Origin of the sequence: Janthinobacterium sp. YR213 (assembly GCF_900099875.1) — a bacterium.
GTDB lineage: Bacteria > Pseudomonadota > Gammaproteobacteria > Burkholderiales > Burkholderiaceae_D > Janthinobacterium > Janthinobacterium lividum.
Genome location: NZ_FNDA01000001.1, coordinates 1 through 24,460, shown reverse-complemented (window position 1 = coordinate 24,460; position 24,460 = coordinate 1). Strand labels below are relative to the sequence as shown.

General features: G+C 63.5%; 20 protein-coding genes. 7 read left to right on the top strand and 13 right to left on the bottom strand.

The features are described from left to right. Positions 1–163 precede the first annotated feature (163 nt). The 4 genes from BLT98_RS00095 to BLT98_RS29030 all read left to right on the top strand — a co-directional run bounded on the left by BLT98_RS00095 (position 164) and on the right by BLT98_RS29030 (position 4,163). Positions 164–1,279: a mechanosensitive ion channel family protein gene (locus tag BLT98_RS00095; protein WP_092604748.1), complete on the top strand. Its 1,116-nt coding sequence runs from the start codon at positions 164–166 to the stop codon at positions 1,277–1,279. A gap of 49 nt (positions 1,280–1,328) precedes the next feature. Then, positions 1,329–2,624 carry a cation:proton antiporter gene (locus tag BLT98_RS00090; RefSeq protein ID WP_092604747.1) on the top strand — a complete coding sequence of 432 codons (1,296 nt, stop codon included), beginning with the start codon at positions 1,329–1,331 and terminating at the stop codon, positions 2,622–2,624. 106 nt (positions 2,625–2,730) lie between these two features. Next, positions 2,731–3,918, top strand: coding sequence for a serine hydrolase domain-containing protein (locus tag BLT98_RS00085; protein ID WP_092604746.1), 1,188 nt, complete (start codon positions 2,731–2,733; stop codon positions 3,916–3,918). Positions 3,919–3,992: 74 nt separating this feature from the next. Further along, entirely contained in the window at positions 3,993–4,163 is a 171-nt protein-coding gene (locus tag BLT98_RS29030) for a hypothetical protein (RefSeq protein WP_167468658.1), read from the top strand. On the opposite strand, the gene BLT98_RS00075 is transcribed toward BLT98_RS29030, so the two are convergent. Then, positions 4,160–4,543, bottom strand: coding sequence for a YkvA family protein (locus BLT98_RS00075; protein WP_052140069.1), 384 nt, complete (start codon positions 4,541–4,543; stop codon positions 4,160–4,162). The two genes, BLT98_RS29030 and BLT98_RS00075, sit on opposite strands and share 4 nt — an antisense overlap. 92 nt (positions 4,544–4,635) lie before the next feature. Here BLT98_RS00075 and BLT98_RS00070 point away from each other — a divergent pair, with 92 nt between their 5' ends. Next, positions 4,636–5,739, top strand: a complete 1,104-nt coding sequence (locus tag BLT98_RS00070) for a DNA topoisomerase IB (RefSeq protein ID WP_092604744.1) — start codon at positions 4,636–4,638, stop codon at positions 5,737–5,739. Here BLT98_RS00070 and BLT98_RS00065 read toward each other — a convergent pair. Next, positions 5,693–5,923: a hypothetical protein gene (locus BLT98_RS00065; protein WP_139178901.1), complete on the bottom strand. Its 231-nt coding sequence runs from the start codon at positions 5,921–5,923 to the stop codon at positions 5,693–5,695. The two genes, BLT98_RS00070 and BLT98_RS00065, sit on opposite strands and share 47 nt — an antisense overlap. A gap of 264 nt (positions 5,924–6,187) precedes the next feature. On the opposite strand from BLT98_RS00065, the gene BLT98_RS00060 reads away from it, so the two are divergent. Further along, positions 6,188–9,562, top strand: coding sequence for a hypothetical protein (locus tag BLT98_RS00060; RefSeq protein ID WP_092604742.1), 3,375 nt, complete (start codon positions 6,188–6,190; stop codon positions 9,560–9,562). A 23-nt stretch (positions 9,563–9,585) separates the two neighbouring features. Here BLT98_RS00060 and BLT98_RS00055 read toward each other — a convergent pair whose 3' ends face one another. The 9 genes from BLT98_RS00055 to BLT98_RS00020 all read right to left on the bottom strand — a co-directional run bounded on the left by BLT98_RS00055 (position 9,586) and on the right by BLT98_RS00020 (position 19,639). Continuing rightward, positions 9,586–10,398, bottom strand: a complete 813-nt coding sequence (locus BLT98_RS00055; protein WP_092604741.1) for a ferritin-like domain-containing protein — start codon at positions 10,396–10,398, stop codon at positions 9,586–9,588. A 43-nt stretch (positions 10,399–10,441) separates the two neighbouring features. Beyond that, positions 10,442–11,353, bottom strand: a complete 912-nt coding sequence (gene dsdC / locus BLT98_RS00050) for a DNA-binding transcriptional regulator DsdC (protein ID WP_092604740.1) — start codon at positions 11,351–11,353, stop codon at positions 10,442–10,444. After that, positions 11,353–12,672 (bottom strand): D-serine ammonia-lyase, encoded by a 1,320-nt coding sequence (locus tag BLT98_RS00045; RefSeq protein ID WP_092604739.1) that lies wholly within the window; start codon positions 12,670–12,672, stop codon positions 11,353–11,355. Before BLT98_RS00045 ends, dsdC begins: the two co-directional genes overlap by 1 nt. A 203-nt stretch (positions 12,673–12,875) precedes the next feature. After that, positions 12,876–13,268: a hypothetical protein gene (locus BLT98_RS28530; RefSeq protein WP_139178898.1), complete on the bottom strand. Its 393-nt coding sequence runs from the start codon at positions 13,266–13,268 to the stop codon at positions 12,876–12,878. Positions 13,269–13,424: 156 nt separating this feature from the next. Next, on the bottom strand, positions 13,425–14,330 hold the full coding sequence (locus tag BLT98_RS00035; protein WP_034781566.1) for an EcsC family protein: 906 nt from the start codon (positions 14,328–14,330) through the stop codon (positions 13,425–13,427). Positions 14,331–14,429: 99 nt separating this feature from the next. Next, complete coding sequence (locus tag BLT98_RS28525) at positions 14,430–14,651, bottom strand: hypothetical protein (protein WP_139178895.1); 222 nt, start codon at positions 14,649–14,651, stop codon at positions 14,430–14,432. Positions 14,652–14,870: 219 nt separating this feature from the next. Beyond that, positions 14,871–16,955: a TonB-dependent receptor gene (locus BLT98_RS00030; RefSeq protein WP_092604737.1), complete on the bottom strand. Its 2,085-nt coding sequence runs from the start codon at positions 16,953–16,955 to the stop codon at positions 14,871–14,873. An 89-nt stretch (positions 16,956–17,044) separates the two neighbouring features. Then, positions 17,045–17,440, bottom strand: a complete 396-nt coding sequence (locus BLT98_RS00025) for a DUF2946 domain-containing protein (RefSeq protein ID WP_092604736.1) — start codon at positions 17,438–17,440, stop codon at positions 17,045–17,047. A gap of 54 nt (positions 17,441–17,494) precedes the next feature. Continuing rightward, positions 17,495–19,639 (bottom strand): TonB-dependent siderophore receptor, encoded by a 2,145-nt coding sequence (locus BLT98_RS00020; protein ID WP_092604735.1) that lies wholly within the window; start codon positions 19,637–19,639, stop codon positions 17,495–17,497. 247 nt (positions 19,640–19,886) lie between these two features. Between BLT98_RS00020 and BLT98_RS00015 the strand changes: the two genes are divergently transcribed. Next, the gene (locus tag BLT98_RS00015) at positions 19,887–23,354 is read left to right on the top strand and encodes a DUF748 domain-containing protein (protein ID WP_244517329.1); all 3,468 of its coding nucleotides are present in this window, start codon (positions 19,887–19,889) and stop codon (positions 23,352–23,354) included. Between the two features lie 57 nt (positions 23,355–23,411). Here BLT98_RS00015 and BLT98_RS28520 read toward each other — a convergent pair whose 3' ends face one another. Together BLT98_RS28520 and BLT98_RS00005 are read right to left on the bottom strand one after the other, a co-directional pair. Beyond that, complete coding sequence (locus tag BLT98_RS28520) at positions 23,412–24,080, bottom strand: hypothetical protein (RefSeq protein WP_139178891.1); 669 nt, start codon at positions 24,078–24,080, stop codon at positions 23,412–23,414. Positions 24,081–24,229: 149 nt separating this feature from the next. Then, on the bottom strand, positions 24,230–24,460 hold a 231-nt coding region (locus BLT98_RS00005), incomplete at its 5' end, for a PQQ-binding-like beta-propeller repeat protein (RefSeq protein WP_170846241.1).

Sequence of the window (24,460 nt, the reverse complement as noted above, 5' to 3'; positions counted from 1 at the left end):
CGTATTGAAACGTCAACATAGCATGGCGCAGCGCAGCAATTTCTTCCAGTATCCACGTTGACGCAGGTCTTATCCGTACGGCAACGCACGCCCCCGTTACGCCATCTGCCCGTAAAATACCCGCTTCCGACATCCCCCCACCAATTTCAAGGAGTTTTCGCCTATGGATCTCAGCACGTTCCACTCGCTGATGGGAGGCCCGCTGCGCTCGGCACTGACCGTGTTCGTTTCCGCCCTGCTCGTCACCTTGGTCGCCATCGGCGTGCACCGGGCCGGCATCAGCTTGCTGAAAAGACTGGCCAATGGCCGCCCGTTCACCACCAATGCCACGCGCGTGGCCTTCCGCGCCAGCCAGCTGTGCGTGATCGTCTTCGGCCTGCGCATGGTGCTGGCCGGCGCGCCCGACGACACGCCGGGGCTGGTCGCCATGTCGCATATCACCAGCGTGGCGCTGATCATCGCGCTGACCTGGCTGGCCATGCAGTGCATCCAGGCACTTTCCATCACGATTTCCGAAGTCAATCCCGTCGACGTGGCTGACAACCTGCGCGCGCGCCGCCTGATCACCCAGGCCCGCGTGCTCACGCGCAGCGCGCACGCCATCGTCGTGATCCTGGGCCTGGCCTTCGTGCTGCTGACCTTGCCCGGCGCGCGGCAGATCGGCGCCAGCCTGCTGGCATCGGCCGGCGTGGCGGGCCTGGTGGCCGGTATCGCCGCCCGTCCCGTGCTCGGCAATTTCATTGCTGGGTTGCAAATTGCATTTTCACAACCCATCCGCATCGATGACGTGCTGATCGTCAATGGCGAATGGGGCAAGGTCGAGGAAATCAAGGGCACGTATGTCGTCGTGCGCGTGTGGGACGAGCGCCGCCTGATCGTGCCGCTGCAATGGTTCATTGAAAACCCGTTCGAGAACTGGACGCACAGCTCGTCCACCCTTCTGGGCACGGTGTTCCTGTGGCTCGATTTCAGTATCCCGCTCGAACCGCTGCGCGCGGAACTGACGCGCATCTGCGCATCCGCCACGCAATGGGATGGCCGGGTCTGCACCGTGCAGGCGACGGATTCGAACGAGCGGGCCGTGCGCGTGCGCTTTCTGATCAGCGCGGCGGATTCAGGCCTGGCCTTCGAGCTGCGCTGCATCGTGCGCGAGCAGATGCTGGCATTTATTACGGCCCACTACCCGCACGGCCTGCCCCGTTTGCGCTCCACGCACGACCCCATCGAGCTGCACGCCATGCAGGCGCAGAACGACAGCGTGCAGTTGCACAAGGCTTGAAAAACCTGCGGCGCGCTGCCCTTGTCCGCGCGCCGCTACAATGGTTCGCATGAGCACCACCGCCTGGTTCATCCTGATCGGCTGCCTGATGCTGGCGCGTGGCCTGGGCGCCGACGGCATCGCGCGCCTGCCCTTGACCTCGGCCATGGCTTACCTGGGCGTGGGCCTGCTGCTGGGCCCCATGTTCCTCGGCCTGTTTGCGTTCGACCTGGTGCAGCAGGCGCCCCTGCTGGAAACCCTGACGGAAATCGCCGTCCTCATCTCCCTGTTTTCCGCCGGCGTCAAGATGCCCGTGCCATTCAGCCTGGCGCGCTGGCTGCCGTCGCTGCGCCTGGCGTGGCTGTCGATGGCTATTTCCGTCGCCCTGGTGGCCGCGTTCGCCTACTGGGTGCTGGGCCTGCCATGGGGCGCGGGCGTGCTGCTGGGCGCCATCCTCGCGCCCACCGACCCCGTGCTGGCCACCGACGTGCAGCTGCGCCATGCGGGCGACAGCGAGCAATTGCGCTTCATCCTGACCAGCGAGGCGGGCATGAACGATGGCAGCGGCTTTCCTTTCGTCATGCTGGGCCTGGGCTTGCTGGGCCTGCATGAACTGGGGCCGCACGGCGCTACCTGGCTGTGGCGCGATTTGGTCTGGGCCAGCGCGGGCGCCATGGCCCTGGGCGCGGCCGGCGGCGCGCTGCTGGCCTGGCTGGGCTGGCAGGTGCGCGCCAAGGAACCGAAACACGCGATGCTGGACGATCTGGCGGCCCTGGGCTTGATCGCCCTCGTCTACGGTCTGACGACCTGGCTGCACGCGTGGGGCTTCTTGGCCGTCTTCTTTGCCGGCGTGGCCTTGCGCCAGACGGAACTGCGGCTGGCCGGCGCGCCGAAAGACCGGCAAGGCTTGCTGCAGGCGGAAGAAACCCATGCCGTGTCCGCCACCAAGCCGCACGGCAGCGACGTGCCGCTGACCGTCAGCGGCGAATCCCTTGTCTTCAAGGAACATCTGGAACGCCTGTCCGAACTGACCCTGGTGCTGTTGCTGGGCGGCGCCGTCACGGCCGCCGCCTGGAACTGGCAAGCGTGGAGCGTCGCGCTGTTCCTGCTGCTGGTGGCGCGCCCGGCCAGCGTGATGCTTGGCTTGCTGGCTTCGGGCACCGGCATGCGCCTGCGCGGGCTGGCCGCGTGGTTCGGCGTGCGCGGCATCGGTTCGATGTACTACCTCAGCTATGCCATCGCGCATGGCTTGCCGCGTGGCCTGGCGCGCGAACTGGCCGACATCACCCTGGTCGTCGTCATCCTGTCCATCGTCGCGCACGGCCTGACGGTCAAACCCCTGCTAGAGCGCTACTGGCGCAAATAGGCGCCAGCCCCTCATCACCATTGCTGTGTAGCAATGTTTTGTCAATTGCCCCTATGACTGGCAGAAATATTGTTAAGATCATTCAAAATGGCAAAAGAGAGAAGCAATGAAACGAAGAAGCGTGCTGGGACTGGGCGTCTCACTGGCCCTGCTGCAAACGGGCTGCGCCACCGATCCGGCCAGGCTGGCGTGGGAAACTGCATTTGACGGCTTCATGCGCGATGGCCTGGCCCGCACGGAAACGCCGGGCATGAGCGTGGCCGTGGTGCGCGGCGAGCGCACCATATTCGCGCGCGGCTATGGCTGGGCCGACATCCAGGCCGGCAAGAAAGCCGATGCCAACACGGTGTTCCATGTCGCCTCCGTCAGCAAGCTCGTCACGGCCACGGCCATCATGATGCTGCTGGAACAAGGCGCCTTCCAGCTGGACGACAAGGTAGCGGCCTACCTGGACTTCCCGCTCATGCATCCGAAGTTTCCCGATGTGCCCATCACCTTCCGGCATTTGCTCAGCCACACTTCGGGCATTTCCGACGCCGTGTACGAAAAGACGACGGCGTTTGCCGTGCAGGGCGACCCGCGACTGCCCCTGCGCGACTTCGTCAAGGGCTATCTGTCGCGCGGCGGCGCCTGGTATGACGCGGATGTGTCGTTTGCCGCCCGGCCCGGCACGGAATGGCGCTACAGCAATGTCGGCATCGCCCTGCTCGGCTATCTGGTGGGCCGCTTGAACCCCGATGGCCTGGATGCCTTTGCGCACGAGCACCTGTTCGAACCGCTGGGCATGGACAGCACGGCCTGGAACCTGGCCGGCTTGCCGCGGCGCGCCGTCGTCGCCCAGCCATATGCGCACAAGGAGCCGGGCCTGCAAGTGTTGCCGCCCGTCGGCTATCCGGACTGGCCGGCCGGCTTGCTGCGCAGCTCCGCGCATGACTTTGCCCGTTTCCTGGCCATCTTCAGCAATGGCGGCCGGGTCGATGGCCACCGTTACCTGCAAGATTCCACTCTACAATTGTTTTTCGCCCCGCAAGCGGCCCCCGTCGTGCCTGCCGATGCGTCCGTGCGCCAGGCTTTGGTGTGGCTGCTGCGCGACGTCGACGGCAAGCCGCTGGCCACGCACAGCGGCGGCGACCCGGGCGCCGCGTCCGTCGTCTGCGTCGACCGGGCCAGCAAGACTGCCGTGCTGGCCTTCGCCAACGTCAGCGCCGACAAGGAGTTTCGCTCATTCCAGAAAGAAGTCGTGCTGCGCCTGCTGGCGCATGGCGCCAGCGAGGTAGGCATGCCGCTTGTGTGAGCGGACGCACGGTGGCGCGCGGGCAAGAAAGTATGCTGTGCTGGTCAGACTTGACACTCAACGAGGAGACCAGCATGACTAACCGTATCGGCAACAAGGACGTGGCGCAGCAGCGCAGCAAGAGTGAAAAAGCCCGCATCAGGGCGCAGAACATCGCCAGTGAAGCGGTCAAGAGGGCCGAGGCCAGGGCTCGCTACCGCAATGCCGTCAAGGGCCAACCGGGCCAGCCCGCTCCCGGTGCCTAGACGCCGAACCAGCCGCGCAGTTTCTCGGCGGCCCGTTCCTTGACCTCGGCCGTGATGTAGGTGGCGACCGTGGCGACAGCCGCCGCCAGCACGGCCAGGTCATCCGCATAGCCGACCACGGGCGTGATGTCGGGAATCGCATCGATGGGCGAAATGAAATAGCCGAGCGCGCCATAGATCGCCGTCTTGGCCCACAGCGGGGTATTCGGCTGCTGCGCCGCGTAATACAGCCACAGGGCTTTCTCGATGACTTCGCGTCCCGCCGTCTTGGCGAATTTGACGACCTTGTCCCAGAAGCTGTCATCCGTGTATTTCTTTTCATACTGCTTGTCGGCCTGGGGGGCGTGGTCTTCTTCCAGATTCTTTTTTCTGCCAAACATCTGCTGCTCCTGTCTGCCGCGCACGGCGTTACGAATGCGCACCTTAGCATAACGGCGCGGCGGGTGCGCGGCCTGCAAGGTAAGCTATCGTCATGGAAATATCTGCCACCACCACGGCCCGCGCCGCCGGCCTACGCTACACGGGCAACCACCAGGGCGGCATCGCCCGCCTGGGCAAGCCCGGCAAGTTCCGCTACCGGGACGCGGACGGGTCGATCCTGCGCGATGCCACCATCTTGACGCGCATCAAGGCACTGGCCATTCCACCGGCCTGGACGGGCGTGTGGATCTGCCCGCACGCCAACGGCCACCTGCAGGCGACGGGGCGCGACGCGCGCGGACGAAAACAGTACCGCTACCATGCGCGCTGGCGCCAGGTGCGCGATGAAGTGAAATATGAGCGCATGCTCAGCTTTGGCCGCGCCCTGCCCGCCATCCGCGCCGCCGTCGCGCGCGGCATGCAGTTGCCGGGCTTGCCCCGTGAAAAAGTGCTGGCCACCATCGTGCACCTGCTGGAATTGACGATGATGCGCATCGGCAACGAAGAATATGCGCGCACAAACAAATCGTTCGGCCTGACCACGCTGCGCACGCGCCACGTGCAGGTCGACGGCAGCGCCGTGGCTTTCCATTTCAAGGGCAAGAGCGGCGTGCGCCACGATATCCGCCTGAGCGACCGGCGCCTGGCCAGGGTGCTGCAGCGCATGCGCGAACTGCCGGGGCAGGAACTGTTTCAATATGTCGATGCGGAGGGCGAGCGCCACGGCATCGGCTCGGGCGACGTCAACGATTACCTGCGCGAGGTGACGGGCGAAGATTACACGGCCAAGGACTTCCGCACCTGGTCCGGCACCTTGCTGGCCGCGCTGGCCCTGCAAGCGTTCGAACAGGTCGACTCCGATGCGCAAGCCAAGAAAAACATCGTGCAGGCGATCGAGTCCGTGGCTAAAAAGCTGGGCAACACGCCGACGATCTGCCGCAAGTGCTATGTGCACCCGGCCGTGCTGGAGTCGTATCTGGATGGCAGCTTATTGGAAGGCATGCGCGCGCGGGCGCGGCAGCAAATGCAGGACGACTTACAGGCGCTGGCACCGGAAGAAGCAGCCGTGCTGGCCTTGCTGCAGCAGCGGCTGCAAGGGTCCGTTCCCGTCAAGCCTGGCGCCCGGGCTGGGGCTGGCAATGGGCCGACAGCTTGAGGGCATCTGTGCTGCAGACGGGCAAGGCGCCATGGCCAGCCTCGCGCGCCACGGGCGCCGGCGCGGCATCACTGGCCGGCGTCTCGCCCGTATTGGTCAAGGTTGCCGCCAGGGTCGCGAAAGTAAACAGGCAGATCAGCAGGAACGGCTTGTTCACGTGAATGGACTGGTCTGGCTTTTGCATCGCATACTCCGTCGGAATGGTTGGCTGTTGCAGCATGAACACGATCATCGCGTGTTTCCGCAAGGCATACAATCAGACAGTTTCGACAAGACGGGTAGGACAGCGCTGACAGGCTCAGCCATAACGTCCCGTGTCGGCAGATTTGACACCCGCTCCGGTCCGCCTCGACCAAGCCCTTGTTTTTACAGAAAAAATTGTTCGGGAATGCTTCCTGCTTGACCTCTTGCCTGGGCACGCTTGGCGCCAGTCAACGGGGGAACGATCATGAGCTTTATCAAACAGGCGCTGCTGGCGCTGCTACTCTGCGCAATGTCTGCCGCGCACGCCACGAGCATCGGCTACACGGCGACTTCGCTGGGCGGCACGCAGTGGCGCTACGACTATACGGTCAGCAATACCACCCTGTCCGTACCCATCGAGGAATTCACCTTGTTCTTCAGCGTGGGCCAGTATGCCAACCTGCACAGCGTCTCCACGCTGCCAGGGTGGGACGTGCTGCTGGTGCAGCCCGACCCCGCCATCCCCGCCCGCGGCTACCTCGACGCGCTGGCGCTGGCGGGCGGCATCGCGCCCGGCGCCACGGCCACGGGATTTTCCGTCACCTTCGATTACCTGGGCGCGGGCAGCCCCGGCGCCCAGCCGTTTTCCATCCTCGACCCCGTCTCCTTCATCGAGCTTGAAGCGGGCACCACGCAGCCGGCCGCCGTCGCCCTGCCGGCCACGCCATGGCTGCTGCTGGCCGGCGTGCTGGCCATGGCCGGCCTGCGGCGCCGGCAACTGGCCGCCGCCGCGCTGGCCACTAGCCTGGCGCTGGGCCTGTGCGCCTGCGGCGGGCCGAGCGATCCCACGCAGCCGCCCGCGCCGAAGGTCATGCTGGCCGGCACCGCAACCGCCGTCCAGGCCGCCGGGGACTTCGAAGTGACACAGCTGGAAAAGGTGGCCGAACAGCGCGTCAGCCGCACGGCCTGGGACTATACCTACCGCGTGCATATCCGCAACAACAGCGGCGCCGCGGCCAGCAATGTGCAAGCCGTGCTGGACAGCGTGCCCGAAGGCAGCACCATCATCGATGGCGACGTGCTGGCCGGCAGCATCGATGCGGGCGCCACCGTCACGCCCGACGACACCATCATCGTGCGCATCGAGCGCAACATCGCCTTCCAGAGCAGCGGCCTGGCGTGGACTTTCAGCGCCAACGCCGGCATCGCACTCGATCCCGTGCGGCCCGCGCAAGTGGTCGTGCTGTCGCTGGCCGAGCTGGGTTTTACGGACGGCGCCGACAGCGTCAAGGCCAGCGGCGCCGTCACGGACGTGCTGCTGCAGGACGGCAGCCTGCGCTTTTCCACGCCTGGCGACACGGGCGTGGACCAGCACGCGCAGTTTTTCCTCAGCAAGGGCAACAGCGTCACCACCCTCGACCTGCTGATCCAGACGGAATTGCCCACGGCCGTGGAAACCTATGTGGAGCCGGACGACGACGGCAACGTGCCCGCCACGGCGCCCGTGCTGGCCATCACCGGACTGGGGCCGAACAACCGGCTGCAGCCGACCGCGCTGGAATTTCGCCTGATGGGCGCCGCCCCCACGAGCCTGCAGGAGGACAGCGATGGCCTGCTGTCGACGCCGGGCGGCGCTTCCGTCAGCCTCAAGCAGTATTGGGTCTTCGATGCGGCCAGCAACAGTTTCCGCATCAGCGCCGCGGCCATGCAACAGATGCTGATACTCCTGCCCAACGGCACCTACGAGATAAACCTCAATTTCGTTTCGCAGGATGGTGAATTCACGGCCAGCTATGCCCTGATTGCCATCAAGTCCGGTACCGTGCTGCAAGGCCAGCTGCGCACTCCCGCGGGCGGCAATGCCACGGGGCTGGCCGGCAAGAAGATGTTATTGGCCGGCTACAACAGCCACCAGCGCCAGGTGGCCGTGGTCGACGCCACGGGCGCCTTCCATTTCGATGGCGTGCTGCCCGATACCTACCAGCTGACCTTGAACGATCTCGTCCACCCGGGCGTGGTCAGCGTCAGCACCGCCGTCTTCGACAACAGCACCACCATCAGCGTGGACATCGTCTATCCGTACGGCCCCGGCCTGGCCCAGCGCGCCGCGCCGCAAAGCTACGCGGCCGCCACTGTCACGCAGGATGGCGCCGGTCCGCCCGCGCGCGCCGAGGCAGCCGCGTCCCGTGCCGTGCCGGACGTGACGCCGCAGGATGACGAGGGCAGCAAAACGTTCACGGCCACGGCCGCCGCGCAAAACCAGACCATCAGCGTGCCCGTCAGCTACACGGTACCCAAAGGCACGAAAAACGTGGGAGTGAAAATCACCGTCAGCACGGCCGAGTACCCCGTCTATACGACGGCGCAAAGCCAGTACAACGATACCTGGTCGTACGCCGTGACGGGACTGCCCGGCGTCAACCTGGCCGCCACGGGCGCCGTCAACCAGACGCACTACACGCAGGGCAGCATCGTCAGGACGGAATGCGTCGATGTCGGCAAGCAAACCCAGGCCGGAGCGTTGAGCCTGGGCGGCAATGTCAGTGCCACGAATATCGGCGACAGCTCCCTGGCCACCGTGACGACGGTGGAACTGAGCCTCGTGTGCAAGGGTTTGAAGGTGACGCAGGCGAAATTCAACTCGCCCAACAAGGCCGCCCACCCCGTGCTGCAGCCGATCAAGCTGACGGGCAATCTGCCGGGACCGTATGTATCCGTCTCGCAAGGAGCGGCGACGGCCACCCACAACTTGCCGCTGGAACTGCACTACACGCCGGCGGCGGCGACGATTACGGAGGTCAATATCGGCATTTCGGCCGGTGGCGGCAATCCCGCCTTCAGCACGGTGAATTTATTGTCTCAGGTCAATACCAAGAGCGCCGGCAAGGTGAAATTTCCCAGCCTGGTGCTGCCCGTCTTTGCCGGCGCCAAGCTCGACAAGAAAGCCGTCGTCACGGTGCGCCTGAAGGGCCGCATCGACAATACCGACGCCAGCTCCGACCCGGCCGAAGGGGGGCAAGTGCAATTCAAGGGCGACACGGCCTACATTCCCCTGTATCTGGCCAATAATGAAGCGGCGCTGGCGGCGCGCCGCTATGGCGCGCGCGATGCGGGCGGCGACTCGTGGGCCACGCGCCTGGCCATCGCCTGGCTGGCGGGCAATGCCTACCGCTTCGACGACATCAGCGGCCAGCACGTGACGCAGACGGCCACGGGCCGCTCCATCCTCGGCCACAGCGGCCACAGCGACGGCCAGCAGATCGACTTGCGCTATGCGGACGGCGCGGGCGGCTACACGGATACACTGGGCGGCCAGAACAATGGCGCCGACATCGAGAAACTGATCATCGCGGCAAAGGCGGAAGTGGTCAACAACCCGGCGCAAAAGCCGAAGCTGGCGGCCTTGCTGGCATGGATCGCGGCCAACCGCGCCATGCTGGCCCAGGAGGCGTTACCGGCCAGGACGCGCGTCGTCTACATCGGCCCCAGCTTCGTCAAGCTGGCGCTCGTCAACGGGCGCTTTTCCGCCGATCCGGCCGACAAGATCCCCGGCGCGGGCGCGTGGCTCAAGCCGATGAAAGTCCATATCGAGAAGGGACACCTGAGCCACTGGCACATCAGCCTGACGGCCCACCCGTGACCGTCAGTCACGCCGCGATGGCGTCAGGCGGGCAAATCGGACAGTTCCAGCTCCGAAAACCCCGCCCGGCGCCGCGCTTCCAGGTTGAACGGGCCGCGCAGGGTCGGGGCTTCGTAGCGCAGCGCCAGCTCGGCATAGGTGGCGCGCAGCTCCAGGCCCCGCTGCTGGCACAGGTAGCCATACCAGCGGTTGCCGATTTCCACGTGGCCCACCTCATCGCGCAGGATGATGTCGAGGATGGCGGCGGCGGCCATGTCTCCCGCCTGCGCCAGCTTGGCGCGCAGCGGCGGAATCGCGTCCAGCCCCCGCGCTTCCAGGGTGCGCGGCACCAGCGCCATGCGCGCCAGCACGTCGCCGCGCGTCTTGTCGACCATTTCCCACAGGCTGTCATGGCCGGGGAAATCGCCATACGTGTGGCCCAGCACCTGCAGGTGCGCCTGCAGCATGGCAAAGTGCGTGGCTTCCTCTTTCGCCACGCGCAGCCAGTCCGTGTAGTACTCGGCCGGCAAGTCCGGGAAACGCCACAGGGCGTCGAGGGCCAGGTTCATGGCGTTGAACTCGATGTGCGCGAGCGCGTGCACGAGCATGGCGCGCCCTTCCGGCGTGATCATCGAACGCCGCCCCACCAGGCGCGGCGGTACCAGCTCCGGACGCTCGGGGCGGCCCGGAACGGGGCCGGTCGGCACCAGCGGCGCCTGCGCATCGAGCGCCAGCTGCGCTTCGGCCATGGCCGCCACCATCGCCACCTTGGTCGCCGGGTCCGGTTCGAGCAGGCAGGCCAGCGCAGATGCGCGCAATTCCGCTGGCGCGGTGGAGGTCAAGGGAGATGGTTGCATGGGGCTGCTTTCTGACGCGTTGCTTGATAAGGCGCGCAGTGTATCAAATTGCCTGCCCCAGCAACCAGTCGAGCAAGGCCTGCACCCGTGCCGGCAGCGCGGCGCGCCCGCTGTGCACGAGGTAATACGCCTGCGGGCTGGCCAAGGCAAACCCGCCAAACGGCAAGACCAGCTGGCCGCTGGCCAGCCACGGCTGCACCAGCTGGCGCCGGCCCATGGCCACGCCCGCGTGGTGGATGGCCGCCTGCGCGCACAGGTCGGCGCGGTCGAAGCGCAGGCTGCGCGCGGGCAGACTCACGTCTGGCGCTTGCCTGTCCAGCCACAGGCGCCACTCCGCATCAGGCGCGCAGGCGGGCCAGGCCAGGGTGTCGTGCAGCACCGTCGCGCTGGACAAGTGATGTGGCGTCTCCAGCAGGCCGTGTTCGCGCGCATAAGCGGGACTGCAGACGGGCGCCAGCCATTCATCCATCAGCTTGCGCGAGGCCAGGCCGGGAAAGCTGCCGTCGCCATAATGCAAGGCCAGGTCGACCTGGCCGACGCGAAAGTCCACGCTATCATTACCCACGCGCAAATCGATCGACACGTCCGGATACTGCGCAGCGAACCCTGCCAGGCGCGGCACCAGCCAGCATTGCGCCACCGAGGGGCGCGCATGCACGGTGACGCTGCCCGCCAGCGTGTCGCTGCCGGCAATGGCCGCCTGCAGGCCATCCCAGCCCGCCTGCAGGGCGGCAAAGATGCGCTCGCCGTCCTGCGTCAGCTTGACTTGCCGCGTCAGGCGCTGGAACAAGCGCATACCCAGGCCCGCCTCCAGCCGCGCGATGCGGTGGCTGACGGCGCTGGGCGTGAGCGCCAGTTCCTGCGCCGCCAGCGCGAAGCTGGCATGGCGCGCCGCCACGAGAAAGGTGTGCAGGTTGGCGAACTGGCTGGCCGTGAGCGCCGCGCCGGCCGGCATCAAGCGGCTCCGGCCGCCAGTAGCGCGCGGCCCCGCGCCACGTAGGCGGCCATTTCCGCCTCGGGAACCATGCTGCCGCCCGTGCCCCACACCAGATGCGTGGCCTGCGCCAGATTCTGCTGATATTGCGGCGCGGCCAGCACGAAAGGGATACCCGCGAAACCGGCCACGGCCGACGGTTCCAGGCGCAGCTGCTCCGTCTGCTCCAGCGTCGCCAGCAAGCGGTACAGCTCTTCATCGCTGACGGTGGCGTAGCCGTCGATCAGCCGCTGCATGGCCCGTCCGACGAAGCCCGACGGACGTCCCACGGCCAGGCCATCGGCGGCCGTGACATTGTCGATGCCGATTTCCTGCACGCTGATCCGATCGTGCAAGCCCGTGTGCACGCCCAGCAGCATGCACGGCGAATGGGTCGGCTCGACAAACACGCAGTGGACATGGTCGCCAAAGGCCAGCTTCAAGCCGAATGCCACGCCGCCGGGGCCGCCGCCCACGCCGCACGGCAAATACACGAACAGCGGGTGCGCGGCATCGATCGTGACGCCGCTTGCGGCGAATTGCTCTTTCAGGCGCTGGCCCGCCACCGCGTAGCCGAGAAACAGATCGTGCGAGTTTTCATCGTCGACAAAGTGGCAAGCCGGATCATTCTCCGCCTGCCTGCGGCCCGCTTCCACGGCCACGCTGTAGTCGGTCGCGTACTCGACGACGGTGACGCCGTGGCTGCGCAATTTGTCCTTCTTCCACTGGCGCGCATCGGCGGACATGTGCACGGTGGCGCGAAAGCCCAGGCGCGCGCTCATGATGCCAATCGACAAGCCCAGATTGCCCGTGGAACCGACGGCGATCGCATACTGGCCAAAGAAGGCCCGCACGGCGTCGCTGGCCAGCAAGCTGTAATCGTCGCCCTCCTTCAGCAAGCCGGCGTCCAGCGCCAGCATTTCCGCATGTTTCAGCACTTCATAGATGCCGCCACGGGCCTTGATGGAGCCGGAAATGGGTAAATGGCTATCCTGCTTGAGCCACAGCCGGCCGCCAGGCATGCCAAGCGCTGCCTGCATGGCTGGCAGCGGCACGACGGGCGACTCGATGATGCCGCCGCTGGCCTGCGTTTCCGGGAAAGCCTTGGCCAGGTAGGGCGCAAAACGGGCCAGGCGCGCGCTGGCGGCCGCCACATCGTCCGCCGTCAAGCCCACGTCGTTCAAGGCCTCGGCCGCTGGCGCGATGGCGGGATTAAACCAGCTCAAGGGCTGCAAGGCCATCAGTTCTGTAATCAGGGGAAATTTTTCGCGCAGCGCGGCGATGGCGGAAGTGGGCAGCATGGCAACCTCGTGTAAGAACAAGCCATGATTAGACCGCATCCGGGCGCCGCTGGCAAAGGATGGTTGATCAGGCAATGGATGACGAAGAATCACCTGTGAGGGGATTGGTGGGGGCGATAGCATATCCAGGGACACCCATCCGGCCGGTTCACCGTACACACTTGCGGCCTCGCGGCGCAAAACCCGGGTTCCGGCCCGCTGAATCAGCTGTCATCATCAGACGAGATATCGCTGGCAGTATCCATCCCGGCATCGGCGATCACGCCTTGTTTTATATTGCTACCAGCCAGATAGCAGACAAATGTCACCTTATCCTTGGCATCATACAAATTCAGTGCATTGCGCATACGGTTCTCGAATGCCTTGTACTTGCTGTTATTCGTCCCCCCATCCTGAGCGAAAACATTTTTGGGATCCATTCCATTGCCACCATTTTGAGTTGGCTGTGCGACTTGATGGCTGCTGTACGCCAGCTTATGAAAATCCATCGATTGCATCGGTTGATGGTAGCTACTGCCTGCCTCTTGCGTGTGAGTCGGCTCGCGCGCAAGCGATTTGCCTGCCTGATCTTGTGTTTTGTGAGCGTGCGTATGCATATTTCCCTTTTCAGATCTTCTTTTATTTCTATAAAATGGACCTGAAGACTGAAATGCTCATTATTTCAGGCTGCACATTAAACGTCGTCAAGACACTATAAAAGGTCTGTGGTACAGACACAAACTGACGTCGTGGCGAACGGAGGCGGCATCAGCTTAGCCACCACCCTCCTCTGCACTCCAGATATCGCTTTTGGCGGGCGTCACTGTCACTTCGATAGCTTGCGCGCCAGACTTCATCGCCAGCAAGCGCTCCCGATACAAATAGAATGCCGCCTTACATACTTTATCCGTGTAATAGGCATTGAATCCGCCACTGATTGCGGCGCCGGCAACGGGAATGACATTCGCTAATTTGGCTTTTGTCAGATTGATGCTGAGGGCTTTCGCGATGGACAAGACTGCCTGAACAAACACGCTTTTTTCCAGCTGCTCCCACGTCTTCTTCTTCGCCACTTCCTGTGCAATTTTCACCAAATGCGACAAGGCGGCTTGCTTCCCGCCATCTGTAGTGCTCGATGCAAGCGCCAGGATATTCAACGAGAAAAGTCGCTCTTCCTGGGATGACATGTCAAAGCCGCAGTAGGTGCCGTATTCTCCAATTGCACGCAGATTCATTGCCAGCAGCGCTACCATGTCTGCCGGAATGGCGGCCAAGGCAACCAGTGGATTAATGACTGCCGTCCCTCCCGCAGCGGCGCCCTCCACCAGGGCGATACCCTCATATTTCGTATCAAGCCAGCCAATTGCCCTATCAATTGTTTGCAGATCAAGCAACTGCACTTGATCCAGCTGTGTAATTTCCTGCTTGGAGATTTCGGATAGCTCCTTGAGAATGGCAGGTGGCCTGACGGACCATTGCGAAGCATCATTCACCAAGCCCACGACACCATTCATCGCCTTGGCACAGGTTTCTGTGAAACCAGGAATTTTATCGGCTGCAGCCCCCGCAATTGCAAAGGGTTTGTTGACGTAACCCATAGCCGTGTCAAACCAGGTTTGACGTGGATTTTTCCACGCATGAATTTGCACAAGAGCGCGTTTTTCATATTCTGACAGCAAAAAAAATCTCCTGAAATAGTGGCAAATGTGGCGGGATCGCAAAACATAAAATCGGGCATCCCGCTGCGCTACCCGATAACTTGAATCAAGGGAAATCTGCTACGCTTTCAACACAGCAGAACCGGCTTCATACCACACCCTTATACCGCATTCAACCTTGGCTATCGCCATCCAGCCCCTGGTTTCCATGATGGTTTCCATATTGACGGGGCGAACGCCGGTTTTCTCCAGCCATGCGTTGGCCAATACCAGCGACCTGTCCATGCAATCAGAAAGTGGGCTGCCCGAAGTGGAGGAACGAAAATCTTTAAATGCGATCATGTACACCCTTGTTGTGAGCCCGCATCATTGCAGCAGATAAGGCCAGCATCGCATCCATGTGCGCAACGCCTGATGCAGGCGCCGTAAAGGATAACAAATTAATGAAAAGAAACATGCACACATTCTCACAAACACCCGGCCAGCGCCGATGCGGTGCATTCGGCAGGCGCCTTCCACCTGCCGCAGCGGCAACTGGGAGGCGCCCGCGGATTGCCAGCCTTAGAACTTCAGCTGCAGCCCCAGATCAATCGACCTGCCCTCTGCAGGCAAGGCTTGCAGCACCCCGCCGTTCGTTTTCAAGCCCGACAGGTACACGCCGCCCAGCGGGTCCGCATACGCGCGGTTGAACAGGTTGCTCACGCCCGCGCTCAGGCTGGCCATCTTGCCCAGCGCCACGCTGCTGCGCAGGTTGACGAGCGCATAACCGCCCGTCTCGGGTTCGAAGCGGCGCGCGTCGACCTTCTCCTTGCGCGCCACGATCTTCGTCTCGATGCGGTTGCTCCAGGCACCCAGCTTGTGCTCGACGGCCAGCAAGGCGTTGAACGGCATCATCCGGTACAGGTCGCCGCCGTCGCTGCGCTTGCCCCGCGTGTATGCGGCGTTGCCGCTGGCCATGAAACTGCCCCAGCGCGTGCTGCTGGCCAGCGGCAGCTGCCATGCCACATTGGCGCCGTACAGTTTGGCGTCGTGGTTGGCAAAGCGCAGCAAATTACCGTTCGCGCCCATTTTCATATACGGGTGAAAAGATGCCAGCACGTCGACGTCGATGTAATTGTCGACCTTGCTGTAGTACGGGTTGACGCGCACGAACCAGCCCTCCTCGCCGCCTCCATGCCAGTCGGCCGTGAAAGCCGCCGTGTAAGCCGTCTCGGGCTTGAGGTCGATACTGCCCACATAGCCATTGCCATCGCCAAACCAGTTGGTCATGGTCATCGCCATCGAGCCGCGGCCCCACGAGTAGCGCTCGTACAGGTTGGGCGAGCGCACCTTGCGCGCCAGCGCGAATTCATAGCTGCTGGCCGCATCGGGCGTGAAGGTGGCTTGCGCGGAGGCATCGATATTCGTGTCGCGCTGGCTGCGGCTGCGCGCATTGAAAGCCCTGGCTGCCATCACGTCCGGCATGTTCATCATGTTGGTGCCGTACGATTGCACGTCGCCCGTGTCCATGCGCACGGATTCGCCGCGCAAGCCCAGCACGCTCGTCCAGCGCGCATCCTGGCCATGGCGCGTCTCCAGCTCGCCAAACAGCACGGTACGGTCGCGCTTGCCGTCGTTGATGTTCAGATAGGTGCGCGGCCCCATCATCATGGAACCGGGCACGGCTGGCCAATAGTCGTCGAGGCGAAAACCGTGCCACTCCTGGCCCAGGCGCAACTCGCCCGCAGCGGTCGGCAAGCTGGCCATCAGCGCATAGCCCGTGTTGCGCCCGTGCGTGATCATCGGCATCGTGCCCGCGCGCTCGGGCGTAAAAAAGCCCATTTCGTGGTCCGTCTGCTGCCAGTAGGCGCGCGCGTCCAGCACGCCCCAGGCAAATGTGCCCTGGTAAGCCAGGTTGGCGAACTGGCCGTGGTTATCCGTCATGTCCATGTACTGGTTGGGAAAACCCTGGTACGGGATGTGCTGCACGCCGGCGCGCAGGGTCAGCTGCTGGCCATCGCGTTTCGCCGCCAGCACGATGGACTGGTTGATGCTTTCAACCATGCTGGCCAGCACGGTGTTGCCATGCCCATCTTCATAGCTGTGGCCGCGCGTGTAGGCGCCGCTGTAGCCGATGCTGAGCATATCATTGGCTGCCGAGGCATTCACGCTGGTCGCCACGCTGTTGTTGACGCTGCGGCCGGACACGGCAAAGCTGCCTTGCGTGAGCAGCCCTGCGCCGGGCTGGGCGAACACGGGGGCGTTCGACTGCACCTCGATGGTGCCGCCGATGCTGTCGCCACCCGCGCTGACGGGCGTCACGCCGGCAATCAGCTTGATGCGCTGCACCTGCTGCGGGTCGATATAGGACAGCGGCGCATTCATGTGGTTGGCGCAGGCCGACGTCAGTTCCATGCCGTCGATGCGAATCTTGATGCGGTCATCGGCAAAGCCATTGACGACTGGCAAGCCGGACACGCCGCCGCCGGCCGCGACGCTGTAACCGGGTGTACTGCTGAGCATCAGCGCCGTGTCGGCGGCAGGACGGTAGCCTTCCTTGACGCCCGCGACGATGACTTTCATCTCGGGCAAGACCTCTTCAGTGCGGGTTTGCGCCACGGCGGGCATGGCGATGGCGAGGGAAATCAATAACGGTAAATGTTTCATGGTGCTGCTTTCAGATTCTGTATGGGTAAAACGAACAGACGCAAGCGCACGACACGCGCGGCGCAAGGCAGTTCAGGGAAAGGGACAGATCAGAAAGCGGCGGGCGGCCCGCGGGGCTGGACGGGCGTCCAGGCGAACAGGGGCGTGGCGGATTGGTAGAACAGCAGGGGCAGCAAGCCCGTGAGGATTTCTCCGGAAGCGAGCACGAGGGTCGTGGGGGGAATATCGAGGGTGGCCGCATGCATGCTGCAGCACGGGCAATCGCCCATGCGCATGCCGCCCTTGGAGGTATCGGGCGCGTCCGTGGAGAATGCCGCGGGCAGCATGTTCATGCCGCCCGCCACCGAGCAGATTTCCAGGCTGGGCACGGCCAGGCCGCTGGCGACCGTCAGCGCGCGCGACACCGTAGGGGCGAGCGCGGCCAGGAAGATGGCGATACACGCGATCCACAGGACGATGCTTGCCTTGCCTTTGCTGATGAACATGGCAACATTGTATCAGCGCAAGCACCCTGCGCACAGGGCGCAGGTCAAACCTTCCTACAAATCCACCTTCATGCTCAGCTTGACGGCGCGCGGCGCGCCGGACGCCAGGCGCGTGCCGGCGCCGGCCCAGTAGCGCTTGTCGGCCGCATTTTCCACGTTGAGCTGCCACACGACGGCCTTGTCCATCACGCGGCTCGCATAGCGGGCGCCCGCGCTGAACAGGCTCACGCCGCCGAGGAAAGCCTGGTTCAGGTCGTTGACGGGACGGGCGCTGTAGTAATACGCGCCGCCGTTGACGGACAGGCCCGGCACGGCGTCAAACGCGTAAGCAAAAAAGGCGCTGGCCGTGCGTTTCGATGCGTTTTCCGGCGCCTTGCCGTTGTAGTCGGCGTTGATGCGCGCAAAGCTTGGGTCGAGGAACTGGGCTGACGTCTGCCACGACAGTTGGCGCGTCAGCTTGCCCTGAGTCGACAGCTCCAGGCCACGGTAGCGCTGTTCGCCATCGGACGTGAACACATTGCTGGCGTTGGTGTAGTAGCCGGGGCGCGTGATGTCGAACAACGCGGCGGAGAGCAAGGTGCCGCTTGGGGTCAGCCAGCGCGCGCCCAGCTCTTTCTGTTTGCTGACTCCGGGCGCCATCTTGACGCCCTGGTTGGCGGTGCCCGTCGGCCCCGTCTCCCCCTCCTCCAGCCCGCGCGCCGTGGACACGTAAAACGACAGCTCTGGCGTGGCCTTGTAGATCACTGACGCCATCGGCGTCGTCTTGCTGACGTCGTAGTGGCTGGCGCCCTGGTCGCTTTGATAGCTGCTGCGGCGCACGCCGATGACGCTTTGCCATTGCGGGCTGAAGACCATGCGGTCAAGCGCGTACAAGCCCGTGTCGCGCGTGTCGAGCGCGGCCGTCGTGGGCGCCGTCGGCTTGGGGCCGAACACGACATTCGTCACGGGCACGGGGTTGTACAGGTTTTGCGAGGCAATCGTATAGTTGCTCTGGTAGATAGGATCTTGCGACTTGTCCGTGCGCGAGGCGCCCAGAGTCAGTTCATGGGCGATAAAACCTGTATTGAAATTGCCAGCCAGTTCCGCGCGCAGCAGGTCCGACGCCGTCACGCTGTGCTGGATATTGCCCGTGATGCGGCCCGCGCCCGTGGCCAGCGCGGCCGCGTTGTTCAGGCGGAAGATGGCCAGGCGGCGGTCGCGCGCCGTTTCCGAGTGGCCCGCTTCCACCGTCAAGGCCCAGCCATCCGTGATGGCATAGTCGGCGCGCAATTGCGCGTTTTTCGTCTGCGCCTCGAAATGTGACCAGTCGGGGCCGATCAGCTTGCGCGGATCGACGGCGCGTGGCAAGCTGATCACGCCTTTCACGGCCGTGGGCAAGGCCACGCCCGCCTGCTCCGTCACCCTGCGGCGCTCGTATTCCAGGTCCGCCTTCAGCAGCAATTTGTTCGTTACTCTCCAGTCGAGCGCCGTGGAAATGAAACGGCGGTTGCCGTTGCCGACATGGTCCAGCCAGGAACCCAGGGTGCCGCCGGCCGCGTTGATGCGCACGCCGATCTCCTGCTGCGCGCCGAAGCGGCGGCCCACGTCGACATGCGCCACGGCACTGCCGCGGTCGTCGAGGCTCAGGCCCATGCTCGTGACGGGCTGGCTGCCGGCCCGCTTGGTGACGAAGTTGACGACGCCGGCCGGCGAGGTAAACCCGTAATACAGGGCCGAGGCGCCCTTCAGCACTTCCACCCTCTCCTTGTTCTCCATGGGCACTTGCGAGAAGTTCATGATGGGCATGGAACCGTTCAGGCGGTAATTCGTGCGGTTTTCCACGGCGATGCCGCGTATCACCAATTGATCCCAGGTCTCGCCGCCGTTTTGCTGGCGCGTCACGCCCGCCGTATTGCGCACGGCGTCGTACAGGCCGGACACGGCCTGCTGCTCCAGCAATTCGCGCGTGATCACGTTGACGGTCGACGGCACGTCCATGATGCTGGCGCCACGAAAGCTGCCCGCCTCCGTGGTGAGCGGCACTAGGCCCTGCGCGCGGGTGCCCGTCACCTGCACCGCTTGCATGACTTTCTCATCGCCAGCCGTCAGGTCGTCCTGGCCGCTGGCCCCATTGGCCGCCAACACGGCGTGGGAAGCGAAGGCCAGCGACAGGGCTGCGGCGACTGGAAGTAAACGGGTGCGTGGAAAAGCGACAGGCATGACATCGGGCTTTCAATGAGAAAATATGTACAAATGGAAACTTACGGTTAGTGGCCATGATACCGGTAATGGGAATCATTATCAATAAAAGGTGAGTTTGTGTGAGTTTTACAGAAGAAACAAGATCGCCGGGGCACCTGTTATCACTTGAACACGTTTGGATTTTGCAGACGAGGCCGCAAAGAGGCATACTGACAGTCACGGCGCGCAGATTGCGCCGCCTAACAAGAATATTAAAGGTAAGTTCGTGAACACAATCGACAACAAAAGCGTGCAGACGAAAACATTTCGCTGGAAACGCTGGCAGCGCTGGGCCGTCGGCACAGGCTGCGCCCTGGCCGCCTACAGCGCGGCCGGCTTCTGGCTGGTGCCCTACGTCATCAAAAACCAGTTACCCAAATTTGCCGAGAAAGAACTCGCGCGCCAGGCCAGCATCGCCGACGTGCACTTCAACCCGTTTACCTTGCGCCTGGAAGCGGACCAGATCGCTTTCAAGGAAGCGCCCGGCGCGGATGGCAAGAGCGGCGCGCCGCTGCTGTCCATCGGTGCCCTGGCCGTGCAGCTGGAATGGAAATCCATCGTGCGCCGCGCCTGGAGCCTGGCGGAAATCCGCATCACGGCGCCGCAGGCGCAGCTGACGATTACGCCCGATGGCAAGTTCAACCTGGCCGAAGTGCTGGCCACCTGGCAACGCAACCATCCGGAAAAGAGCGACGGCGGCATGCCGCGCCTCGTCATCGCCCACTTTGCCCTGGAACAAGGCAAAGTAGACTGGCAAGACCAGAAGGCAGGCTATGCGGACAACTTTACGCCGATCAACTTTACGCTCGATAATATCTCGACCCTGCCCGACGCCAACGGCAGCTACAGCCTCAGCGCCGATGCGGCGCGCGGCGGCAAGCTGCACTGGCGCGGCACGGCGTCGCTGAGCCCCATCCGTGGCGAAGGCGAGTTGATACTGAACGACGCTTCCCTGCCCGGCCTGGCCGCCTATCTGAAAGCCTATACGCGCGCCACAGTCACGAGCGGCCAATTGTCGGCGCGCCTGCCCTACGCTTTTTCCTATGCGGACGGCAAGCTGGAAGCCACCGTCAAAGGCGCGGGCCTGGCCTTGCGCGACCTGGCGCTGGTGCAAGATGGCAAGGGCGCGCCATTCACATCGCTGGATACCTTGGGCATCGCCGGCGTGAACGTGGATCTGGCGCGCCAGAACGTCACGGTGGATAAAATTAATCTGTACGGCGGCAAGGTGGCCGTGCGGCGCGACAGCAAGGGCGAGATCGACGTGGCGAACCTGATGCTGCCGGGCAATCCCGCGCCCGCCGCCACCGCACCAGCCAAGCCTGGCAAATGGAAGGTGGATTTAAAACAGCTGGCGCTGGCCAATGTGGACGTGTCCGCCATCGATGAAACCGTCTCGCCAGCCTTGCAGCTGAGCGCGAAACAATTGCAACTGCAGCTGCAACTGGGCTTGCAACAAGATCCAGCGGGCATGGCCACCGTGATCGACGGCGCGAGCTTCAGCCTGGCCGACCTCGCCATGCAGAGGGGCGCGCAAACACCGTTCAAGCTGGTCCAATTGGGCTTTACAGAGGGCAAGATCGACCTGGCGGCGCATACCGTGCACCTGGGCGCCGTGACGGCCAGCGGCGCGCAGATCGACCTGGCGCGCAACCGCCAGGGCGAATTTGCGATTGCGCAAAAGCTGCCCGTGTTTGCCTCCGGCAAAGCCGACGCAGACAAGGAAACCCCGTCCGCGCCCTGGTCCACCAAGGTGGACAAGGTGGAACTGAGCAAGTTCGGCGCCCGTTTCGACGATGCGGGCACTGGCATCAAGGGCAACCTGCAGGATGCTAGATTGTCCCTGCAAAACGTCAGCAACGATATGAAGCAGGCGCTGCCTTTCGAGCTGGGCGTGGGCCTGCGCGAAGGCGGCTTGCTCACGGCCAATGGCAAGTTCGTGCCGGGCACGGGCGCCGTCGATGCGCAATTGAATTTGAAACAGCTGACCCTGGCCCCTGTGCAACCCTTGCTGGCGCAACATCTAAAACTGAAGCTGGCGGGCGGCTCACTCTCCGGCAGCGGCCGCCTGACGACGGGCGGCGGCGCACCGAAAGTGCCGAAAGTACGCTATGTAGGCGGCGTGGATATCGCAGGCCTGGTGCTCAATGAAACGGATGGCAAGCGCTTTGCCTCGTGGAAGAGCGTGCGCGCCGACAAGCTGACGGCCAGCGTGGGCCCTGATTTTGTCGATATCCCCGAACTGCGCGTGGTGGAACCGAACGCCCAGCTGATCATCGAAAACGACCGCAGCCTGAACGCGCAGCGCCTGCTGGTCAAGGCGCCGGAACCAGCCACTGCACCCGCCCCGGCTCCTGCCACCGCCACGCCGGCAGCGGACGCCGCCTTCCCCGTGCGCGTGCGCCGCGTGCGCCTGCAAAGCGCCAAGCTGGACTTTGCCGACCTCAGCTTGCGGCCCCAGTTCGCCGCGAAGATCTATGAACTCAATGGCGTCGTCACGGGCCTGTCGACGAAACGCGATGCGCGCAGCCAGATCGAACTCGATGGCCGCATCGACGAATTCGGCCTGGCCCGCGTGCGTGGCCAACTCAATCCGTTTGCGCCCACCGACAATACGGACTTGAACGTGGTCTTCAAGAATGTCGATATGGTGTCCGCCTCGCCGTACACGATGAAATTCGCCGGTTACAAGGTGGCTGAAGGCAAGATTTCGCTGGACTTGCAATACAAGGTGCGCAACCGCCAGCTCGACGGCACCAACCAGATCGTGCTCGACAAGCTGACCCTGGGCGAGCGCATCGACAGCCCGGACGCCTTGAAACTGCCGTTGGAACTGGCGCTGGCCATCCTCAAGGACTCGGACGGACGCATCGACCTCGGTTTGCCCGTGTCGGGCGACATGAACGACCCGCAATTCAGCTATGGCGCCCTGATCTGGAAAGCCGTGGGCAATGTGCTGACGAAAATCGTCACGGCGCCATTCCGCGCGCTGGGCAATTTGCTGGGCATCAGCGCCGACAAGCTCGAATCCATCGACTTCGATGCGGGCAGCGCCGTGCTGCTGCCGCCGGAACGGGAAAAGCTCAAGCAGGTGGCGCAAATCCTGGCCAAGCGCGAACAGCTGAAGCTGGCCGTGCCGGGCCAGTACAGCGATACGGACGCGGCCGCCCTGCGCGCCCAGGCCGTGCGCCGCGCCGTCGCAGCCAAGGCCGGCATCAAGCTGGAAGCGGGCGAAGAGCCGGGGCCGCTGAACTTGGGCGAGCGCAAGATCCGCAGCGCCCTGCGCGACCTGTACGCGGAACGCTTCGGCAAGGCCGAGCTGGACAAGCAGAAAAAGGCGGCGGAATCGGCCGTACCAGCCACAGCGGCCGTAGCGGCGGCATCCGCCAGCGCCTCCGCTCCGGCGGCGGCCAAGATCCCCGTCTTGCAACGCCTGGGCAAACTGATCGAAGGAGAGCCGCAAGTGGCGGACACGGGCGCTTTCTACAACGGCTTGCGCGAGCAGCTGGAAGCCAAACAGCCCCTGCCTGCCGACGCCTTGAGCAAGCTGGGCGCCCAGCGCAGCGCGGCGATTCTGGCGGCCCTGCAGCAGGATGGCACGCCGGCGGCCAGGGTCAGCGCGGGCGCGCCGGAAAAAACGGAGGCCGCGCCGGGCAAGCTGGTGGGCTTGAAGCTGGGATTGGCAGCGAAATAAAAAAGGGCGTTGTCTGCAATAAGCTTGCGGACAACGCCCTTTTATCAGGAAGCGAATTTATTTCTTGGGCTGATATTGTTGGCGGTCAAATCCGCTGACATCAAATTCAAATACGGGTGCGCCTTCCTGAAAAATATCCACGGCAATCCGCACTCTTTTCGCTTTTTGCAGTTTTCCCAGGAATTTCTCATAATTGCGCAAGAAAATCGTATCTGAACTATTGTCCGCAGGAGCCACTGCGGAATAATTCACTGGCTTTTCGTCATCAAATCTCACCAGCACCGTGCAATCTTGATAGGAGGGGCACAATATCTGCCCCTTTCTAATGGAAAAAATCACATCTTTACCTTGACGGTATCCTGCCCGCAAAGTCAATTTGGCGTTTTGTAATCCGCTGTAGGGGAAGTCAAAATTAACGCTATTGGTGCTATACACGTTAGCGAAATATGTCGTGCCGCCATCCATCTTGTCTTCACTCACATCATAATTCCACTGTTTTCCCGTCACAACTGTTTCGGCCACGGCAGCGGCGCTTGCCACTGGCGCAGAGGCTGCGGCGCCGGCTACGGAACCTGAAGCATTTTTTGCCTTTTCAAGCGCCAGCTCGGCTTCCAGCGCGGCGATCTTTTTATTCGCCGCATCCAGTTCGGCATTGGGTGTTTTAGGAGAACAAGCACCAAGGGAAAGTAATGCGGCAGTTATTACTGAGAGGGTCGTCGTTTTCATTAAGTCAGTCACAGATATGCGATATGGGTCCGCTCCTGAGTCTAACAAACGGCATTCCCACAAGCAACATGCAAATTTGAAAACTCGCCGGTCCGACAATGAATGACGCTGCGGCGCCGCCAGCAGTGGCGGCGCCGCAGCGAGCGTAATTATTTCGTTTTCCCCGCCTCCTTCACCGCCTCGTCCGGCAAGGCAAACGCCACCAGGCTATCGCCCATCTTCGTGCCGAGCGAACCGTGGCCGCCGGCCATCACCACGACATATTGCTTGCCCGTCTTGTCGGAGACATAGCTCATCGGCGTGGCCTGGCCGCCGGCCGGCAGGCGGGCTTTCCACACGGTCTTGCCGTTGCGCACGTCGTAGCCGCGGATATAGTAGTC

Excerpts from the sequence above, each read along its gene's own strand:
- BLT98_RS00020 (WP_092604735.1), bottom strand. The coding sequence starts at position 19,639 with ATGCCTGTCGCTTTTCCACGCACCCGTTTACTTCCAGTCGCCGCAGCC.
- BLT98_RS28530 (WP_139178898.1), bottom strand. The coding sequence starts at position 13,268 with ATGCATACGCACGCTCACAAAACACAAGATCAGGCAGGCAAATCGCTT.
- BLT98_RS00060 (WP_092604742.1), top strand. The coding sequence starts at position 6,188 with ATGAGCTTTATCAAACAGGCGCTGCTGGCGCTGCTACTCTGCGCAATG.
- BLT98_RS00075 (WP_052140069.1), bottom strand. The coding sequence starts at position 4,543 with ATGTTTGGCAGAAAAAAGAATCTGGAAGAAGACCACGCCCCCCAGGCC.
- BLT98_RS00070 (WP_092604744.1), top strand. The coding sequence starts at position 4,636 with ATGGAAATATCTGCCACCACCACGGCCCGCGCCGCCGGCCTACGCTAC.
- BLT98_RS00055 (WP_092604741.1), bottom strand. The coding sequence starts at position 10,398 with ATGCAACCATCTCCCTTGACCTCCACCGCGCCAGCGGAATTGCGCGCA.
- BLT98_RS00030 (WP_092604737.1), bottom strand. The coding sequence starts at position 16,955 with ATGAAACATTTACCGTTATTGATTTCCCTCGCCATCGCCATGCCCGCC.
- BLT98_RS00065 (WP_139178901.1), bottom strand. The coding sequence starts at position 5,923 with ATGCAAAAGCCAGACCAGTCCATTCACGTGAACAAGCCGTTCCTGCTG.
- BLT98_RS28520 (WP_139178891.1), bottom strand. The coding sequence starts at position 24,080 with ATGAAAACGACGACCCTCTCAGTAATAACTGCCGCATTACTTTCCCTT.
- BLT98_RS00025 (WP_092604736.1), bottom strand. The coding sequence starts at position 17,440 with ATGTTCATCAGCAAAGGCAAGGCAAGCATCGTCCTGTGGATCGCGTGT.
- BLT98_RS00085 (WP_092604746.1), top strand. The coding sequence starts at position 2,731 with ATGAAACGAAGAAGCGTGCTGGGACTGGGCGTCTCACTGGCCCTGCTG.
- BLT98_RS29030 (WP_167468658.1), top strand. The coding sequence starts at position 3,993 with ATGACTAACCGTATCGGCAACAAGGACGTGGCGCAGCAGCGCAGCAAG.
- BLT98_RS28525 (WP_139178895.1), bottom strand. The coding sequence starts at position 14,651 with ATGATCGCATTTAAAGATTTTCGTTCCTCCACTTCGGGCAGCCCACTT.
- BLT98_RS00095 (WP_092604748.1), top strand. The coding sequence starts at position 164 with ATGGATCTCAGCACGTTCCACTCGCTGATGGGAGGCCCGCTGCGCTCG.
- dsdC (WP_092604740.1), bottom strand. The coding sequence starts at position 11,353 with ATGCCGGCCGGCGCGGCGCTCACGGCCAGCCAGTTCGCCAACCTGCAC.
- BLT98_RS00090 (WP_092604747.1), top strand. The coding sequence starts at position 1,329 with ATGAGCACCACCGCCTGGTTCATCCTGATCGGCTGCCTGATGCTGGCG.
- BLT98_RS00045 (WP_092604739.1), bottom strand. The coding sequence starts at position 12,672 with ATGCTGCCCACTTCCGCCATCGCCGCGCTGCGCGAAAAATTTCCCCTG.